Source organism: Bacillus sp. 007/AIA-02/001, from assembly GCF_004634455.1.
Classification (GTDB): Bacteria; Bacillota; Bacilli; order Bacillales; family Bacillaceae_G; genus Bacillus_A; species Bacillus_A cereus.
In genome coordinates this window covers 476,838-495,154 of record NZ_SEIY01000002.1, presented here as the reverse complement: position 1 = coordinate 495,154, position 18,317 = coordinate 476,838, and the positions used below count along the sequence as shown (strand labels likewise).

Sequence of the window (18,317 nt, the reverse complement as noted above, 5' to 3'; positions counted from 1 at the left end):
TCCCCCTTATATATTAATGGCTTTCTTTAAATTTCTTTTCATATTGTAAGTAATCTTTTTTTGATTTCCGATTATTTTCTTCTTTATTATGTAAATATGTTGTTATTTCTTGATCATGCCTAATCATATTATTTTCTTCATTTCTTTGTTTATAGCCTATCGAAATTGTTATCTCTGTTATTTCCATCGGATTTTCCTTTGTATCCTTAGCAGAATTAAATTCAATTAGTAGTGTTGCATAACTAAACTTCTCATACTCTAATCCTAAATTCCCATTAAATAGCTCTTTAAATTGAGTTTCTGATAAATTATAGCTTATCGTAGCTGGTTGGCTGAAGCTTTTTTTATTCACATTTGGTTTCAATTCTTTTATTCCTTGCACTCTATTGAGCATTAATTTTATATTAGACATATCTTCCCCTCGATTTGAAGCTTCTAGCTGTCCATTTTCGTATCTTATATCTGACTTGAATACAACTTCTTCTTTATATTGTGGGTTGTCACTATGTTTTTCATCCTCAACTGGAGTATTGACTTTCTTTTGTGCCTCACCAAAAAGAATATTATCTTTAATACTATAAATACCTTGCGTTGTTTGATAAACTACTCCTATTTGCTTATTATTATCCTCAATAAAAGTGCTATCCCTAACCTCTTCTTTCACATACGCATACCCATCATCACTCGCAGACATAACTGTCTTCATGTCCCCTTCATCCAATGCCTCTACTAATCTCTCATACTCTATCTTTGTCTCCCCAAAACCACATCCACTTAATAAACTTGCCACTATTGACACGACTATCATCACCTTAGCTTTCTTTTTTAATTTCATACTGTCACCTCGTTAGTTACTCTAGGCATTTTTAGTTTCATTATGTTCCCTTTTTGATAGTAATACACTTCATCTTTACCTAATGGTGCTTCGTTGCTTATATATTTTATGTTGAAGATACTTTGATCATTTAATGGCATTGCGATAATTGCTGCTGTTAGCTTACTTCTCATTTTCATAGGTAGAGCTTCACGATTTCGGTCCATGTAGTCGTGGTGACCTGCTAATACAAAGTAAATGCCTACTGTACGAGATAGATCAATTAAAGTTGCTGCATCTTCCATTTCTAAATAAACAAATTTACTAAACTCTTCAACATTTGTCATGATAATGAGTTGTTTTGTGAATGCAGGAATTTCTCTACCTTCTTGTCTTGCTTGTGCTAATTCAAGAGCTCGTTCACGAATTACTTCCATCCAATACTTTGCATGCATATTTATTTCATTTTCGTCTACAATGTAGTGCGTCACATCGTCTTTATATTGAACGAAACTATACTCTGCTGTATCCACCAACGTCACACTTTCAAAATAATCTTTATTCAATTGAGATACGATACTAGATACAATTTGTTTTCTCATACTATCATCTACACTATAAATCATTAAATGATCATTCACTGCAATATCATGAGCTACAACTTCTACGTTTGCAAAATCAAGCCCCATTGGAATTCTTGCTGCTTGTAGAGCTTTTGTAACGTCTTTATTTTTACGATAAGTAGCAATATCAATAATTTCTGGCATCATTGGAATTGCCTTCGGACGTTCTCCATCCCATTCTCGGTCCATATCATTTGCTTCTTGTTGTAATAATTGAATTTGCTGTAATTCATCTTCTGCTTTCGTAGGTAATGCAACCTGGAATAATGTAGGAGATTCTAGTTTTATTAACGCTCTTCCTGCTGTTTCTTCCACTTTTATATCAGATCTCCCTACAATACTAGCTACTTCACTTTGATCAATCATATATAGGCAAGTTTGGATTTTAATATTATTGTACAATTGAATTCTAAGTGCATTTTGTCGCCCTGCACTAATTAAGGTATGAATTCCTAAACTTGCACCATCTCGGACAATTTGCATAATTAGCATTTCAAAGCTTTCATAGAACTTCGCTTCTTTTACTGCATCATAATTGTCGATTGCAATAATAATATGTGGTATTTCTTTCCCGCTTGCCTTTTCATACATTTCAATATTTGCAACGTCATATTCACTTAATAATCGTTTACGATTTTTCATTTCTTGAGTTAATCTTTCAACAAACTTTAAACATTTTTCAGATTCATCAATCGTAATCGTATCCGCTACATGAGGTAATCCTTTCAAAGGTAGAAGACCATTTGTTCCAAGGTCCACTAAATACACATGCAAATGCTCCGGACTATGCTGGCGAGCTACATCCATAATGACTGATTGTAAGAATGTTGATTTTCCGTAGCCTGGACTTGAGAAGACCGCTACGTGTCCGTCTTTACTAATATCTAGTGTTAATGGTGTTTGTGATTGTAATTCAGGCTGATCTAGTAGACCAACTGTTGCTTGTAATGGTTTCTTTTCTTTCGTCCATGCTTCTGTGAACTGAATAGCGTGTAAGTCTTGTAAATATACGCTTTCTGGAAGTGGTGGTAACCACGGTCTAGCTAACGCTTCAATTTCATTTATTTCTGCGTAATCGTGAATGTAGTCAATAACAGCATCCAGTTCAGATGGTACGCTTATTACTTCTTTACTGCTACCAAGTCCACTTAAGTCTTCACTTAATATTTCATATTGTCCTAGATCATTTATTGCATAGATTGTTGCGTCTAAATGTTCTTTATCCTCTTTGTTTTCTACATAGTCTGCTCCGCTCCAAGCTGATTGGAATAGTTCATAAATTTCATTATTCCCAACTTGTAAGTAAGCACGTCCTGGTAATGTAATTTCAGCAGCATCTGGTGTTTTTAAAATTTCATTACTATCTGATGTATTTTGCACTTTTAATGCTAGTTTGAATTTCGAGTTACTCCAAATTTGATCATCTACAACACCACTCGGTTTTTGCGTAGCTAATATTAAATGGATTCCGAGCGAACGACCGATACGCGCTGTTGAAACTAACTCTTTCATAAATTCTGGTTGTTCTGACTTCAGTTCCGCGAATTCATCACTAATTAAAAATAGATGCGGCATCGGTTCACTTACTAAGCCTTCTTTATACAGTTTTTGATACTGATTAATATGGTTTACATCATTTTCCCCAAATAAGCGTTGTCTTTTTTGCAATTCAGCTTTAATTGATGCGAGCGCTCTCATACTTTGTGCTCCATCTAAGTTCGTAATTGTTCCTAATAAATGCGGTAAGTTTTTGAATAAATTCGCCATTCCGCCGCCTTTATAGTCAATTAGTAAAAAGGCTACTTCGTACGGGTGGAAATTGACTGCTAGAGATAAAATATACGATTGTATAATTTCCGATTTACCTGAACCGGTTGTACCTGCTATTAATCCGTGTGGTCCGTGTGCTTTTTCGTGTAAGTTTAAGTTTACGATATCTTCTTTACCACGTAATCCAAGTGGTACAGCTAAAGATTTATGCGCTGCATTTTTCTCCCAACGACTTGTGATATTCAGTTCTTTTACTTTTTCAACGCCGTACATTTCTAAAAATGTTACGCTTTCTGGAATACTATTTTTTAAGTTTTGCAAATGATTTAATGGTGCTAATGCCCGTGAAATATCTTCTAAATTGAACCCTTTCGGTACGTGATTTAGTTTAAATTGACGGTTAACAAGCTCTCCTTGCTCTAAGATGATGTTCCCTTGTTTTGCATCTCTTATATCTATTACCGTTTTCACATGCTCCGGTAAACTTTGCATAACATCTTGTACAAATACAAGTGATACACCTAATTGACTCGGATCATCATTAAAGAATTCCATAACAACATGGTCTAATATTAGTTTTTCATCTGTAATGAGAACGACATAGTGCGGTGCAAAGTACATTTTTTCATTAGTAGAACTTTTTTCATCTAGTTTTAATTTTCGTTCTTTCAATATTTGATACAAACTATTTAACACTTGATCACGGCTACGATCATGGTATACAAATCCACGTACATTTATATCGCGAACACTTCCATGAGGTAACCAGCGCATCCAATCCCATTTTTCTTTTTCTTCTTCCGGAAAAATAGTAATAAACTGCAAGTCATAATAACTATGGAATAAAGCCGTTTGTGCAACTAATAATTGTAATTGCTCTAACACTAAAGAGCGTTGGCCAATATAACCGACTGGTCCATTCATTAAATCTGTTACAACTGGTACATCTTCCAATGATAGATAACGCTGTCTTAGTTCACGTGCTATATCGATTAATTCATCTTTCGTTTGACTAAATTCTTCTTCATTAAATTGAATTTCAAAACTCGTATTAGCTTGTCCTGTTCCAACGCTAAATGTTAAGAAATCATGATGTAACATTGTTTTTTCATAAATTCTAGGATTTACTTGAACTGCCATATTACGTATTACTTCTACATTTGGATTGTGATAATGTAATGCGTGACGCTGTTTTTCACTTTCTGCATGTAAATCTTTCGTTTTTTGTTTTATATACTCTCTATAGCTTTTATCTCGTTCAACAATGTCGACTTTATATTGCTTCAAATTTTTAATATACGATGTGACAGAAACAATGATTGTTACTAATGTCATCGCAATCGATGCGATAATAAACATTCCATATTTCATGAAAATAGCAAGTAATACAGTTACGACAATCATGACAAGTGAAGGTGCAACGATTCTTGCTAAATGCTCCGTTGGTTTTGATGGCATACTTGAAGGCTTTGCAATTGTCATTTTCTCTTCTGGTTCACGGTAAATAATACGTGGTGAACGATGATAGTCTGGATAACCACTTTGATAATTCGTTTCTGATTCTACTAAAATAGGTAACGCAGATTTCACTTTATCTTCTGAAGAAAGTACTTGAATGTCTTCACTACCAATCTCCAATAAAATACCATCACAATATAATACGTCTCCTGATTCCAACATAACGCTATCTTTTAACTTCGTATAATTATGAAATACATCCCCGCCATACACGTTCACTTTAAAAGAATCGTACAACGTTTCGCGAGATAGCATTAAATCTACACTAGTCCCGGTAATAGAAATATCATCGTAATCGTTTTGACTCACTGTAAGAGAATGTTTCGTTCCAATATCAAACACTTTAGTTGTGCCAACAATAGATATAAAGATTTTCAAGCTCACATCTCTTGTTTTCCCAATCTCAATTTCCTTATTGAATTCTATTAATTGATCCTGTACCATCCAAGCATTTACTTCATTATTCCACTTTAACTCTACTTCTTGTTCTAAACTTGGATTCGTAATATCATTTGTCCACTCTTTTCCAATCGACACTATTGATTGCTCATTTGGATGTAATGTGCACTTATATATTTTGTCTCCATAAGTCAATACTAATAGTTGCTCCATCCGTGTTCACTGCTCCTTTTCAACTGTCTCATCAAGTGCTTACTCTTTTTTCTCTGTGTCCGACAAATTTTTATCGTTTGATGAATTGCCATATTTCTTTTTATATTCATCTAATTGTTGCTCATATGTTTTTAACTTTTGATCACGTTCTTCCCCTGATAAATCCGGATTATTTTTCAGTGATTCAATTTGTTTAACAAGGCCGTACATAATAAGCTGAGGATCATCAAGTGTCTTAGCTAAATCTAATGATTTATCAAAATTACCTTTTCCGTTATACATCCAATACAGCAAATACTTTTCATCACTTTTCAAACTAATGTTTTTCATAATCGATTTCTTTTGAGCTTCACCTAGTTTTTCAGCTGTAATGTATGCAAATGCTAACTCATATTTAGATGCAATCGGTAATGATTCAAACTCCTCTTCATTCAATTGCGTAATGACTTTGTCATAATCAGTTGCTATGAAACTTGCATTTGCTTCTAACAATTTATTTTGATAAGGAAATTTTATAAAAGTGAAATATATTAAAGGAGCAGCTAAAATAACTGTCGCCGCTATGAAGGAAAAAGCTAAGTATTTAAATGATTTATAGCTTTTTTTAGGTACTAACTGCATATTTTTTTCTGTTTTTGTTTGTTCCTTCTCAAAGCTGTCATCAAGAAACTGCAGTAATGCATCTAAGCTTTCCATTTGAGCAACGGTCTGTTCAAATGTTGTTTCTTTTGCATCTTTTAGTAACCCAGCATACAAATCATCAAAGTTATGTTTTTGGGAGAATAAAGCAATAATTAGACACTTATATTGTGTTAAAAATTGCTCTTCTAATAATGGGGTTGGCGGAACAATATCTCGAATTCCTCTATGTATAATACTTGGTATTAAATTAGCATTAAAAACTATATTGTCTGGATGTAAAAAGAACGTGATTCGTTTATTTAAATATTTACGAAACTGCGCAACATTCCGAAGTAGTCTTAATTTCTCATTTCTTCCAAAACGGCTAAGATCGTCCCACTTATATAATTTTTTATCTACTTGATATAGAAACGTAAACATATCATCCGTTTCTTCTATTGTTAATGGTACAAATTCAGATGATTCGCCCGTAATTATATCGAATTGACGGAAGTCTTTTATACGTGTTTGAGATTTGGTCATCTCCAATTTCCAATTTTCTTTTTCTATTTGAAATTGATAGTTCATTGCATCAATTTGAATTATTTTTTCCGTCATGTTTATCCTCTTCTCCTTTTCTTTATAACCCGTAATAACTTATTTTCAAATAACTAAAAGTAAAAAATATTCTTTATAAAACTTGCAAAATATCTCCATCTGTTATTTGGTGATCAATTAAACGATCATTATCTGTTAAAACAATTGACTTGTTTTTCACTTTAATTACAAAATGTGAACCTTCATGATTATCAATCTTTAGCGTATCTAATAAGTTTTTCAATAAATATTTAATAGATTGATGATTCGGAATACGCAAATCATATGTATTTCCATTCCATTTACTAAAATCTACTGTCACATTGATATGTGTTTGTATTGCCATCACTTTACCTCCAACTTTTACGAAGAACCGTATAAATACCGATGCAAATAAGTAGAATGCCGCCGCCAAATAATAATATTATTGTTATACTAATTGGCTCTTCATTCATTGTTTCATTACTCGCTACTTCATCTGCACTTTTTCTGACAATGTATTCACTGCTAAACAAACTATTTTTCGTATCTTTAACACTATTATTCTCTTTTGGTTTTGTAAAAAGAGAATCTCGCAAAGCTTCCATATCTTTTTGTTCTTTCTTTTTCTTTTTCTCAATTTCTTCTTCTATATCTTTGTTAAATAACTCAATCGATGCTTTATCTAATTCTGTTTCCTTATGTTCCTTTTTATTTTTTTCTTGGTCGCTTTCTTCAAGTCGATCCACTTTAAACTTAATCTTCCCATCATCACCAAGATAACTGTCAGCCGCGCTCCTTATCGGTAGCGCGACAAACAGTAAAAGGATAGAGAGAAATGATAACTTAGCCACTATGCTCCATTGTTTGATCATTTACTTCTTTTTCCTCCCATTTCTTATGCCATACAAATAGATTACTAACCAATCCAATAATGGCAATTACAAACAATACGACAAAAATAACTTTCCCAGTATCTTTACCACTAATAAAATCATTTAGAAAACTTTCTATATACTGAAGCGGTGAGAATTGACGTATCTTTCCGACAGACGACATTTGATCTACTTTACTTCCAACTGCCTCAGTTAAAAATAGGTACATGCTTAAAAATACTAATAGTATAAACATTCCTACCATTTTTATTTGTCGTAATAAGTAGGTTGAGACCAATACAAACGCCATCATAATAAATGTGATGAACGCAATCCATAGTAAACTTTGATCCTGACCGAACTTTAAAAGACGCCCAGAAATGATACCTATACTAATCCCTTCCACAATTGATATACCGAAAGCTACTACTGTAGTTGGTACATTCATATCAATTAATGAGAATTTCTCTTCAAAATGATCTGATTGCATTCGTTTCTTTTCTTGATTCGCAATTGCGTATGCTGTAAATAATGCAACAATGAAACAAGTTAATACAATTAAGTACGGTGTAAAAGCATTACCTGCTGCAATTACTCCATCATTTTGCTTTTGAACTGGACTAGCTAAAAAGTCATATAGCATCTCATTTTGACGATCTCCAATACGGCTATTCGCTAAAATTTTCGTAAAGTTTTTGGAGAATGATTTATCATCTTCTATTTTCTTCGTAAAGTCATTTAATAATAGATCAGCTTTTGAAACAATTGTCGTTCCGCTGTCTTGAATTTCTTTTGCTTGTCCATTAATTTGATCAAATGTTTTATATACATCGTCTGAAGTTGCTAAACTATGCTTCGAACTTTCGACCAATGACTGACTTTGCATCATTAATGATTTAATACCAGAATCTAACGATAAAATAGCTGTTTGCTCACCAGCATGATTTGTTGTTAATACTTGCTGCTCTTCAACTAGCTTTAAGCTATTCTCACGCCATTTCGCTAAACCTTTTAAATACTCTCCTAAATTTTCATTCATACTAGTTGCTTGTTGCGTCGTTCCATTTAATTTCTCCGCTAGTAGCATAGAATTTTGATCCGCACTAGTAATAGATTGTTGATAAGAGTTTATTTTTTGTTTTAAACCTGACATATCTTGCTTTATTTCTGTAGTAATACTTGATGAAACAAGATTTGAAATTAAATCAATTAAACTTTGTTTATTTAATACGTAGTACAAAGATTGATCCGTCGCAATTGCATCTAAACTTCCCTCTTCTAACTTAGGACCTACATCTTTCGTTCTTAAATCAATCCCATAATACATTTCGTAAAGGCTCATTAAACCTTGATAACTTTCGACTGTATCTACTGCTTCTTTTATTAATACACTAGATATATTTTTTGTTAATACTTCTGCTTTTTGATGTACTACTTGATTCGTTGTACTTTCAGTAACTTTACCGTTATCTGTTCCCGTTTCGCCTCCTGGATTTCCTCCGGTCCCGTTGTCTGTTCCCGTTCCGCCTCCTGGGTTTCCTCCGGTTCCGTTGTCTGTTCCCGTTCCGCCTCCTGGATTTCCTCCGGTTCCGTTGTCTGTTCCCGTTCCGCCTCCTGGGTTTCCTCCGGTTCCGTTGTCTGTTCCCGTTCCGCCTCCTGGGTTTCCTCCGGTTCCGTTGTCTGTTCCCGTTCCGCCTCCTGGGTTTCCTCCGGTTCCGTTGTCTGTTCCCGTTCCGCCTCCTGGGTTTCCTCCGGTTCCGTTGTCTGTTCCCGTTCCGCCTCCTGGGTTTCCTCCGGTTCCGTTGTCTGTTCCCGTTCCGCCTCCTGGGTTTCCTCCGGTTCCGTTATCTTTCCCCGTTCCGCCTCCTGGGTTTCCTCCGGTTCCGTTGTCTTTCCCTGTTGTGTTTTCCATTTTTTTAATAATAGGGTTTTTAGCACTGTGTACTAACGGCATTATGCCATACTGTGATTTATGAACCACATTTTCCACCTTGCTATTTTCCGTTTGTGTTCCTTTATCTTCTTTGTTAGGTTTTTCTTTTTCAGGACTAGTTTCTTTTTTATGAGTCCCACTCAATTCCCACTGCCACATTACAGGAGAGAAAACATCTATATTGATGTTTGGATCTTTTAACTTCACATGCAGATCAATCTTTATATCCCCTTCATTACGAGGAGCTATTGTAATTTCTCCTGCTTCGCTTCGAAGAAAATCACTTGTACGATCCTCACCATCAATATGTAAGAATCCTGTACTTCCATCTAGTTTAAATTCTTCTGGAATCTTTATCTTCAAAATTTGCGGAGATTCCATTTTAATTACTTTCGCAGTATCACTAAATGTAATTCCCTCTGTATAAAGTCTATCCTTTACTTCTTTAATAGCGTTTCCTAAAGATATTTTATTTACAGGATCATAATAAAAATTATTTTCTTTATTATATTTTTTTGTAAATTGAATTACATTTTGCAGTTGTAATTTCGTTGTATCTGGCAAATCACTTTGACCGATTTCTTCCATGTTTAAACTAGGTAATTTCGCAATTAAATTCTCGATTTGTTTCTTTATTCGAGCATCTGGTTGTTTCATTAATGTATTTATGAAGATTTCTTGCTTTCCATCATTCGACATAGATTGCTTTAACTTCTTAATTACCGTCTCTTGAATATCACTTTCTAACTTTCCTGCAAGTTCTGTATCATATTCAGATACTTGTTTTTTTACATCTGCTAAATATTTTTGAATCGCTGCAGCATCAGTTAAAATATTTGGTTCTTTCTCTGAAAACGTAAATTGATTTGAAATACTTTTATTAGCGGATTCCAATGCACTTAATTGCTTTAAAGCATCGCCTGTATTCATATCATTCATATATTGATTGAATTGATTTGTGAAATTATTCGCTAACAAATTGTTATCAGTTTGCATTTTTTGAAAGTTATTAAAACCATCTAAATACGTACTGTTAGATTTATTCCCTTCATCTAACGCTTGACCGAAACCTTTTAAAACATCCTGAAATCCTTTGAAACTATTAACAGAAACACCTGTATAATCTTGTACTGTTTTAAATTGATTTGTGTAATTTGCTAACGGACTATGTATATCTTTTTTATACATAGTTGTTTGAACGTTTCCTTTTTCAATTATTTTACCTATATTATCTTGTGCACCTTGTAGCTTACCGATAATACTCGCAAAATAAACGTCGATTATTTGCTTATTGAAATCTTCTAAAATAACAGAAGCTGTATTTTCTGCCTCAGCTTTCAAATCCTTATTCCCAGTTGCATTTACTTTATAGTTTAACGTTAATTTCTCTGGAATCTCTGAATCAATCGCAACTGCTTTCCTAGAAAAATCATTTGGAATAACAATCATCATATTGTAATTATTATTTTTCAATCCATTTTCCGCTACCCCGCGACTAACTACGTACCATTCTTGTTTCGTATTTTTATTTACATTTTTAACAAATTGATCTCCAAACGCTATTTTATTGCCCTCAAATACAGTGCCCTGATCTTCATTTACCAACGCAACTGTCATTTTTGGTGTAGTATTCTCATTAGCTTTCTTAACATTTTGATTTAATGCTAAATAGGAGACCCCTGTCGATAGTACAAGAGCTAAAATAATAAACAACAAGATGCTCCATTTGAACTTTTTCACTACTTATCACTCCTGCGACTGCGAGTCTATCTAATGAAAGACTTCGTATCTTACTCTAGTTTTAAAGTAATTTAGCCATACAACGTATGGTTGCATGGCTAAATTATATATTTCTTTTTATCTGTCTTATTGTAGACCGAAATTACGAGAAAGATCTTCGTCATGTCTAGCAACAGCTTCTGCAGTTTTATTAAGCTGCATATTAATTTCTTGTAATAGCTGTGCGAAGTTTTGTACTTTTGGCTTTAATTGATTGAACTGTTGGTCAAAACCTTCGAAAGCACGACCTTCCCATTCTCCTCTTAATTCATTTTGTAAGTTTTGTAGTTGACGTAAAATGTCCTCAATTTGATTTGCACCTTGTCCATATCGAGTCGCTTTCGATTTAAGCTCCTCTGGTGACATACGAATTTGTCCTGCCATTATTAAATCCCCCTTAAAATTAAAAAATAGTAAAATTAACCAATAATCAATTCTACAAATTGATTATATCAATAATTTAAAAATTTCTAAACAAAAAAATGATATTTTTCCAAAATTTCTCTTTTACTATAATAACGATATATTGTATAATACTAATTTATTTGTTTTTTAAGCACACTCTATAAATCTACTATAAAATAAAGGCAAACCATCTATTTTATACTTATTCGCTTTAAATTCCAGCGATAAAGTAGCCACTAAATCATTATTTTCTCTTCTCTCATTCAGAGTATTCTACTCACTTCAAAGTCATAATTACCTGCCTTTCAACAAACCCAAACTCTTCGTACATCTTTTTTGCAAAATTCCCAGTAAATACATTCAACCTAATTTCTGAATATTTCTCCTTTAATTCCTTAATACCAGCTTCCATCAGTTCACGCGATAATCCTCTCCCGCGATATTCTGGGAAAACGTACAATTCATATATAAATCCAAGTTTTTCACGAGAAAAATAGTCTGTATTTTCCCCTATTAATATCCATCCCATTACTTTATTTGCTTCTTTAATGATTAAATAATACGCTCCTTTTTCTACAATCGGCTTTGTAATTTCAATCGCTTTCTCGGTACTTAATTGACAATTCCCTCTCGTCCCTTCAAAAAGCGATTGAGCCGTATATTTTAATATTTCATTGGTATCTTCTTGATTCGCCTTAATTATCATTTTTCACAACTCCCCTTGAATAATAGGCATTACTATCCCTTGTTCAAGATTCTCCGCTTCCATAACAATTGCCGTTAATCCTTGTTCTGTACTTGTTTCATGGAGCTCTCCCTTCTCCCAAAACACAGCTTGTCCCGCCTCTACCTTTATCTTTTTTTTATTTGCCCCACATACATATCCTGCTCCGTCCACAATAAGAAGCAGTTGAGATACAACTGCTTCATGATTACCGATGATTCCATTCTCGTGTAAATGCATAGCACCGATATGTATATTCCCTCTATGGTTTACTATTTTCGACATTATGAAATTAGATTGAAATACTGATATGTGCTTTCCTACTTTTTCACTAAAATCAAAAATTTTCATTGCTAGTCCTCCTTATACATATAAAACCATCCTTACTGTCTGCATCATATGTCCTTCAAAGTCTTCTTCAAATTGCTCTAATTCAGCAAAACCTTTCGCTTCATAAAAGCGTTTTCCTTTTTCATTTGCTGCTTCTACATGTATGTACAATTTACGTATCCCATTTAATTCCTTAATCCCTCTTTGTAATAAAGCACTTCCAATCCCTTTTCCTTGCTGATCTGGTAACAAATAAATCGCACCTAATTCCGCTTCATTTTGTAGTCTAACAGGTGAAAAGTTAGCAAATCCTATTACTTCTCCCTCTTCTTCCGCAACGAATAAATGTGTATTTTTAAGACGATATTTCATTTTTTCATCAGAATATGCCTCGTCTAAAAAACTGTCTTGAATTTCTCTTGGAATAATGCCTTCATATGTATCATGCCAAGCTATTTTTGCTACTGATTGTACAGCGTGAATGTCTTCTTGCTTCATTTCTCTAATTACATATGTCATCTCGATGTCTCCATTCTCTTTAAATTATATTCTGCTAATATACTAGAAGAAACGGCAGAACCATTTTTATAATTCACCTTAATTAATTTTAATTTCTCAATTGAAGCTGTTGTAAAATCAAATTTTTCATAAATATATTCCATTACACTTAAAAACTGCTTTGTATGTAATCTATTTGCAATCGTACAATGCGGAACCCATTTTCCCGGTACGTAATATGAATTTGGATTGTCATGAAAATTTTTAAAATAATCATGATAAGAATGATGAAGTTTTAACAATTCATCGGTAACAGTCGGTGCTAGAAAGACCGTTCCATTAGTAGGAAAAATTCCAACAGAAGGAAAAGTTACTGCGTCCATATTTTCTTGAATAGCTACAAACTCCCCTAGTTTCTCCATATACAAATGAACATCTAACTCATTATAATCCGCAATCGTAATATGAGGTTCTACTCCAGCTAATTGATTTGTTCCCATTATATTCGTTAATTCATTTTGCAGTTCTGTAATTTTATTAGTAAATACACGATCAAATGTAGCAATAATAGCGTACACTCTTTCTCATCCCTTCGTTACACATAGTGCTTCCCATTCTTCACGAATCATTCCCATTCGAATAGAATCATAGTATGTTCCGTTATAATAACGACACTTTCGCATTCTACCTTCTAAGCTCATTCCTATTTTCTCCGCTACTTTCATCATTCGTTCATTGCCAGACCAAGTCGTGATTCCTACTCTACCAATCTCCATTTTTTCAAATAGCAAATCTCTATATAATGTCAATGTTTCTGTACCGTATCCACCATTCCAGTATGTTGGGTCATAAATCACAAGCCCCATCTCTAACCAACGCGTCGGTTTATATTCCCAATAAAACCCGACTGTCCCAATGATTTGACCGTTATTTTCTATAATTAAATTTGACAGTGGTTCTTCTTTCAAACGAGTTTGCATCTTCTCTTTATAGGAAGAGTATTCTTGCATTGAGAACGGGAAATATGGCGCATCCCATTTCTTCCATTCTGGGCTTTCTTCTTTAAATATGATATTCCATAATGTTTTTATATCTGATTCTTCAATTGTACGAATTGTAACTTTCTTCCCCATTAATACAACGTTTTGCATAATTCCCTCCTGCATTCCTCTTTATTTCATATATAATTATAATATTTTTTCAGAAAAATCAAAACTAATATCATTTATTATATTGTATAATTTTGTTATTAGATACCAATTATTGATTTAGAAAGCTGGTGATTCAGTGAATAAACGATTTAGTATTGCTTTATTTCTTACTATTGTTACGACAAATATTATTCTCTATTTCTTCTTACCATTAAGTATTGTTACGAAATGGGACTTTAATGGAACGCCTACATCAACAATGGATAAAAGCACTTTTGTAATCGTAAATATAATTATATGTTCCTTCTTATTCTTTGTATTTTTAGCTTTATCTAAAGCAGCGAGTAACCAAAAATTTCTCCATTGGATCGGCAACACAATGTTACTATTCTTATTTTTTGTCGATATTGTCATCGTCCTCATCGCTCTTGGCTTTTCACTTCCTCTTGATCATTTCATATTTTTAGCATTAGGGCTTTTATTTATATTAATAGGTTATTTCAGTTCCAAAATTGATACGACTAAATCAACCGTTTCATTAGAATGGAATGATAAGCACCTTGAAAAAAGAGCTTCAAATATTAGTAGTATTTCAATGATGATAGCAGGTATTTTTTTAGCGATACTTCCTTTTATCGTTTCTGCTCCCTATAGAGGTTATGCTATACTAGCAATTCTTTTAGGAATGACGCTTATCATTCTGCCGAGTACGATTTATTTACTTATTAAAGACAGCAAGCAATCTACTCCTTTAAAAAAATAGGAGGTTATATCCCTCCTATTTCAGCTTAATGTTTTATTTTTCACTTTTTCTATCTCAACTAAAATCCCTTTCTCTATCCAACCCTCTACGCCATCTTTTTTAATTAAATCATATCCTGAACAGCTATCATCAATGAGAGAAACGATATCTCCCTTCCTAACGCTTATTTGCGCACAAGAAATATCGGTTTTCACTGTATATTCACCTGACTTAAGTTGTTTCATATATTCATTTTTTACAGTGAGCACATTATTCGTTTCCTTTTGTTTACATACGGTGTAATCTTGCATCTTCTCGATAGGCTCTATGTAATAATACGGATATGTCACTCCGCCCTGCATTTCTGAATTCGCATTAAAATCCGCTATTACTTCGTACTCTGGAAAATAGTCTACATATGTATAAGAAAACGTATCGCCCGTTTGTTTCCTCTGAATAATAAATACGTTTAATTGCCCTGCTTCTTTAATTGCATTTCCTCCATCAATTGCAATAATTTTTTTCTCCTTATCAATAACTGGATTATTAGACGGTGCTTCTTCAGAATAGTTCACGACAGGCCAATGACCGACTATTACATACTTATTTGCTTTATGTGATTGATTGAAAAACTCCGGCATTGCTATCGCATTTTTGCGCTCAGTTTCTTTCCAATCTACTCTATCTTCTAGACCGGCATGCACAAAAATATAATCTTCTGTTTCAATCGCTGTTGGCAACTCTGTTAGCCAATATAGTTCTTGTGAAAATTCACTTAACAATGCTTCTTTCACTTCACGAATTGAAGTGCCCTCATGAACTGAAAAACCCAATTGCTCTAGCCATTCATTAAAAATTGAATGCTTCCTCGTACATAAATAATTAATAAGACCAGGATTTTCATTTAGAAGAGCATCAACTAAAACTTCACAATTCCCTTCAACAACGTGAACCTTTGAATTGTTCTTTACAAGATTCATAACGTAGTTTACTACGCCTACGCTATCTCGTCCTTTCTCGCAAAGATCTCCATTAATAATTAAATAATCTTCATCTTTAAAGTTAACTTTATGTAGTGCTTCTTTTAAAAGATTTAATTCTCCATGAATATCAGATATGACAATAACTCTAGCATCATTAGGGATTGATAGTTTCTTTATTTTTTTCAAGTATAAGCGCTCCAATCATCCTCTTTATTAAATTAAAACAATTCGACAAAATACACTATATAACCTTTTCAAATACATATACCATAACTTACAACCTATTTACGGTTCAATAATAACTTAAAAAATAAGAAGAAGCTGTTCCCAACTTTTGCAGGACAGCTTCTTCTTATTTTTTATAATTCTTTATAAAAAGAATAACTCACCTTATCATACCCTTCTCTTTCATAAAAACGATGAGCATCAATTCTTGAAAATGCTGACGTGAGGACGATAGACTCACATCCGTTTTCCTTTCCCCAGTTCTCTATATACGAGAGTAATACTTTCCCATGTCCTTTTGAACGATGTGCTTCTGCTGTTACAAGGTCATATACGAAAACATGTTTCTTATTATAAAAGTTCGTACAAATCGCTACACCTGCAAGGCTAACAACTTCATCATTCTCATTACGCAGCGAAAATAGTTTATAATTTTCTTCTTTCATATTTCGAAATAAAGAGCTTGTTTCCTCTTTTGAAAGTTTCATTCGTAATTGCTGTAAAACAGGTAATACTTCATGTAATTGCTCTTCTGTTACTACTTCTTTAACATTCATTTTTAACTCTCCTCTAACTATTTATTTAATTTTCTAAATGTTATATCATTATTATAGAAAGTAACTGCCCTTCACTTAAGTGACAGTTTAAGTGTTTTTTATAAGGCCAGTTTTAAAGGAGAGTTTTATATGGATTTTACTATCCCATTGCAATTACAAAGTAACACACCTATTTACTTGCAAATTTACGAATATATAAAAGCTGAAATTATACAAGGGACTATTTCTGTCGGCACACGTCTACCCTCACACAGAAATTTAGCATCACAACTTAATATTAGCCGCATTACTGTTGAATCAGCTTATCAACAATTATTAGCTGAAGGTTATGTAGAAAGTAAACCGAAACGTGGTATTTTTGTAGCAAATTTCGATATTGACGTTATCCCAAATAAAAAGCGAAATGCAGCAAAGAAGACGAGCAATTTGATAGACGAAAAATTTGAATATGATTGTAGCCAAGGACTTATTGATCAAAATGCATTTCCGATTACAAATTGGAAACGAGCATTACAAGAATCCATACTTACATACGAAAATGCACTATTTGCCAAAGAAGACCCTCAAGGTGAATTCGCTCTTCGAGAGCATATATCAACATATTTATATCATTCTCGCGGTGTCCATTCTTCACCTGATCAAATTGTGATTGGCGCCGGAACGCAGCCAATTCTCTGGCTACTACTTCAACTGCTTGGCCCTACAAAAGAATACGGCATTGAAAACCCTGGATTTCACCGTATACACGCAATCATTAAAAGCTGTGATAGACAAATTCATCCCATACCATTGGATGAAAAAGGTATTGATATTTCTAGTTTATACAATACAAATTCCAATGTCGCATACGTTACACCATCACACCAATTTCCACTCGGGATTATTATGCCTTTATCTAGAAGATTAGAATTGTTAAAGTGGGCTAATGATTGCAGCGGATACATTATTGAAGATGACTATGATGGAGAGTTTCGCTACGCTGGTAAGCCGATTCCTTCTTTACAAAGTCTTGATTCAAATGAACGCGTTATTTATATGGGGACTTTCTCAAAATCTTTTTTACCTTCTTTACGAATGGGATATGTTGTTTTACCACCACACCTTTTAAAAACATATCAAGAACTGCATGGAATTTTCAAACAAACAGTCGCTACAATACAACAACTTGCTTTTGCTAACTTTATACAAAGCGGGAATTGGGAACGTCACCTTAATCGGAGTCGTACACTATATAAAAGAAAACATCATGCGTTAGTAAAATCCATTATGAAAGAAATGGGGGCTAATGTTCAAATTCTTGGCGAACAGTCCGGACTTCATATTGTTTTATGTGTCCATAACAGTATGAATGAAAATGAACTGATTGAATCCGCTAAAAAACAAAGCGTTAAATTATACCCACTTTCTCCATATGATTTCGTGAATGATTTACGTAAGGAATCATACGTATTACTCGGCTTTGGTAGTATTCCAGAAAATAAAATTGAAACGTTGGCTAGATTATTAAAAGACGCTTGGTTTCCTAGTTGCAAGGAAACTTTTTAACAGTGGATTTAACTTGTAACATGTTAACAATTCAAC

At 33.5% G+C, this 18,317-nt stretch carries 15 protein-coding genes and 2 pseudogenes; 2 read left to right on the top strand and 15 right to left on the bottom strand.

The window, feature by feature from the left end:
• Nucleotides 1-13: 13 nt before the first annotated feature.
• The 13 genes and pseudogenes from ES895_RS07960 to ES895_RS07905 all read right to left on the bottom strand — a co-directional run bounded on the left by ES895_RS07960 (nucleotide 14) and on the right by ES895_RS07905 (nucleotide 14,229).
• Nucleotides 14-835 carry a DUF3952 domain-containing protein gene (locus ES895_RS07960; protein ID WP_025710417.1) on the bottom strand — a complete coding sequence of 274 codons (822 nt, stop codon included), beginning with the start codon at nucleotides 833-835 and terminating at the stop codon, nucleotides 14-16.
• Nucleotides 832-5,061 (bottom strand): annotated as a pseudogene (gene essC / locus ES895_RS07955) (type VII secretion protein EssC); the annotation flags it as partial. The gene ES895_RS07960 and the pseudogene essC, both read right to left, overlap by 4 nt.
• Nucleotides 5,056-5,337: pseudogene (locus ES895_RS30195) on the bottom strand (FtsK/SpoIIIE N-terminal domain-containing protein); the annotation flags it as partial. The pseudogenes ES895_RS30195 and essC, both read right to left, overlap by 6 nt.
• Before the next feature lie 39 nt (nucleotides 5,338-5,376).
• Nucleotides 5,377-6,576, bottom strand: coding sequence for a type VII secretion protein EssB (gene essB, locus ES895_RS07950; protein WP_000136611.1), 1,200 nt, complete (start codon nucleotides 6,574-6,576; stop codon nucleotides 5,377-5,379).
• A gap of 73 nt (nucleotides 6,577-6,649) precedes the next feature.
• Nucleotides 6,650-6,901, bottom strand: a complete 252-nt coding sequence (locus ES895_RS07945; protein ID WP_001007571.1) for an EsaB/YukD family protein — start codon at nucleotides 6,899-6,901, stop codon at nucleotides 6,650-6,652.
• A gap of 4 nt (nucleotides 6,902-6,905) precedes the next feature.
• Nucleotides 6,906-7,409 carry a type VII secretion protein EssA gene (essA, locus tag ES895_RS07940; RefSeq protein ID WP_000595655.1) on the bottom strand — a complete coding sequence of 168 codons (504 nt, stop codon included), beginning with the start codon at nucleotides 7,407-7,409 and terminating at the stop codon, nucleotides 6,906-6,908.
• Nucleotides 7,381-11,082 carry a type VII secretion protein EsaA gene (gene esaA / locus ES895_RS07935; protein ID WP_135238272.1) on the bottom strand — a complete coding sequence of 1,234 codons (3,702 nt, stop codon included), beginning with the start codon at nucleotides 11,080-11,082 and terminating at the stop codon, nucleotides 7,381-7,383. Before esaA ends, essA begins: the two co-directional genes overlap by 29 nt.
• A gap of 126 nt (nucleotides 11,083-11,208) precedes the next feature.
• A complete protein-coding gene (locus ES895_RS07930) occupies nucleotides 11,209-11,505 on the bottom strand; it encodes a WXG100 family type VII secretion target (protein ID WP_000918601.1) in 297 nt (98 codons plus the stop codon).
• Nucleotides 11,506-11,803: 298 nt separating this feature from the next.
• Complete coding sequence (locus tag ES895_RS07925) at nucleotides 11,804-12,232, bottom strand: GNAT family N-acetyltransferase (protein WP_070757480.1); 429 nt, start codon at nucleotides 12,230-12,232, stop codon at nucleotides 11,804-11,806.
• Nucleotides 12,233-12,235: 3 nt separating this feature from the next.
• The gene (locus tag ES895_RS07920; protein ID WP_098390460.1) at nucleotides 12,236-12,601 is read right to left on the bottom strand and encodes a cupin; all 366 of its coding nucleotides are present in this window, start codon (nucleotides 12,599-12,601) and stop codon (nucleotides 12,236-12,238) included.
• 12 nt (nucleotides 12,602-12,613) lie between these two features.
• Nucleotides 12,614-13,099, bottom strand: a complete 486-nt coding sequence (locus tag ES895_RS07915; protein ID WP_000222825.1) for a GNAT family N-acetyltransferase — start codon at nucleotides 13,097-13,099, stop codon at nucleotides 12,614-12,616.
• Nucleotides 13,096-13,656: a 2'-5' RNA ligase family protein gene (locus ES895_RS07910; RefSeq protein ID WP_135238271.1), complete on the bottom strand. Its 561-nt coding sequence runs from the start codon at nucleotides 13,654-13,656 to the stop codon at nucleotides 13,096-13,098. Before ES895_RS07910 ends, ES895_RS07915 begins: the two co-directional genes overlap by 4 nt.
• Before the next feature lie 6 nt (nucleotides 13,657-13,662).
• Nucleotides 13,663-14,229: a GNAT family N-acetyltransferase gene (locus ES895_RS07905; protein WP_070757484.1), complete on the bottom strand. Its 567-nt coding sequence runs from the start codon at nucleotides 14,227-14,229 to the stop codon at nucleotides 13,663-13,665.
• 136 nt (nucleotides 14,230-14,365) lie between these two features.
• Between ES895_RS07905 and ES895_RS07900 the strand changes: the two genes are divergently transcribed.
• Nucleotides 14,366-14,992: a DUF1648 domain-containing protein gene (locus ES895_RS07900; RefSeq protein ID WP_070757486.1), complete on the top strand. Its 627-nt coding sequence runs from the start codon at nucleotides 14,366-14,368 to the stop codon at nucleotides 14,990-14,992.
• Between the two features lie 20 nt (nucleotides 14,993-15,012).
• Here ES895_RS07900 and ES895_RS07895 read toward each other — a convergent pair whose 3' ends face one another.
• The gene (locus tag ES895_RS07895) at nucleotides 15,013-16,140 is read right to left on the bottom strand and encodes a metallophosphoesterase (protein WP_000721385.1); all 1,128 of its coding nucleotides are present in this window, start codon (nucleotides 16,138-16,140) and stop codon (nucleotides 15,013-15,015) included.
• A 173-nt stretch (nucleotides 16,141-16,313) separates the two neighbouring features.
• Nucleotides 16,314-16,736, bottom strand: coding sequence for a GNAT family N-acetyltransferase (locus ES895_RS07890; RefSeq protein ID WP_001101112.1), 423 nt, complete (start codon nucleotides 16,734-16,736; stop codon nucleotides 16,314-16,316).
• Nucleotides 16,737-16,865: 129 nt separating this feature from the next.
• Between ES895_RS07890 and pdxR the strand changes: the two genes are divergently transcribed.
• Nucleotides 16,866-18,281 (top strand): MocR-like pyridoxine biosynthesis transcription factor PdxR, encoded by a 1,416-nt coding sequence (gene pdxR / locus ES895_RS07885; RefSeq protein ID WP_070757490.1) that lies wholly within the window; start codon nucleotides 16,866-16,868, stop codon nucleotides 18,279-18,281.
• The last annotated feature ends 36 nt before the right edge of the window (nucleotides 18,282-18,317 follow it).